Below are 1214 nucleotides of genomic sequence, written 5' to 3' on the forward strand. Positions count from 1 at the left end.
GGGAGTCCTCATCTCGAAGCAGGCTTCCCGCTTAGATGCTTTCAGCGGTTATCCCTCCCGAACGTAGCCAACCAGCCATGCCCTTGGCAGGACAACTGGCACACCAGAGGTTCGTCCGTCCCGGTCCTCTCGTACTAGGGACAGCCCTTCTCAAGACTCCAACGCGCACAGCGGATAGGGACCGAACTGTCTCACGACGTTCTAAACCCAGCTCGCGTACCGCTTTAATGGGCGAACAGCCCAACCCTTGGGACCGACTCCAGCCCCAGGATGCGACGAGCCGACATCGAGGTGCCAAACCATCCCGTCGATATGGACTCTTGGGGAAGATCAGCCTGTTATCCCCGGGGTACCTTTTATCCGTTGAGCGACGGCGCTTCCACCAGCCACCGCCGGATCACTAGTCCCGACTTTCGTCCCTGCTCGACCCGTCGGTCTCACAGTCAAGCTCCCTTGTGCACTTACACTCACCACCTGATTGCCAACCAGGCTGAGGGAACCTTTGGGCGCCTCCGTTACCCTTTGGGAGGCAACCGCCCCAGTTAAACTACCCGTCAGACACTGTCCCCGATCCGGATCACGGACCCGGGTTAGACATCCAGCACGACCAGAGTGGTATTTCAACGACGACTCCACGGACACTGGCGTGCCCGCTTCACAGTCTCCCACCTATCCTACACAAGCCGAACCGAACACCAATATCAAACTGTAGTAAAGGTCCCGGGGTCTTTCCGTCCTGCTGCGCGAAACGAGCATCTTTACTCGTAGTGCAATTTCACCGGGCCTGTGGTTGAGACAGTCGAGAAGTCGTTACGCCATTCGTGCAGGTCGGAACTTACCCGACAAGGAATTTCGCTACCTTAGGATGGTTATAGTTACCACCGCCGTTTACTGGCGCTTAAGTTCTCAGCTTCGCCCACCCGAAGGTGAGCTGACCGGTCCCCTTAACGTTCCAGCACCGGGCAGGCGTCAGTCCGTATACCTCGCCTTACGGCTTCGCACGGACCTGTGTTTTTAGTAAACAGTCGCTTCTCGCTGGTCTCTGCGGCCACCCCCAGCTCCGGAGGCAAGCTCCATCACCGGGCGCGGCCCCCCTTCTCCCGAAGTTACGGGGGCATTTTGCCGAGTTCCTTAACCACAGTTCACCCGAACGCCTCGGTATTCTCTACCTGACCACCTGAGTCGGTTTAGGGTACGGGCCGCCATGAAACTCG

At 58.2% G+C, this 1214-nt stretch carries 1 rRNA gene; it reads right to left on the reverse strand.

Annotated elements, in window-relative coordinates:
* Positions 1-1214: ribosomal RNA gene (locus tag IE225_RS32640) — 23S ribosomal RNA — on the reverse strand; the annotation flags it as partial.

This window comes from Streptomyces echinoruber (genome assembly GCF_014651135.1).
Lineage (GTDB): Bacteria > Actinomycetota > Actinomycetes > Streptomycetales > Streptomycetaceae > Streptomyces > Streptomyces echinoruber.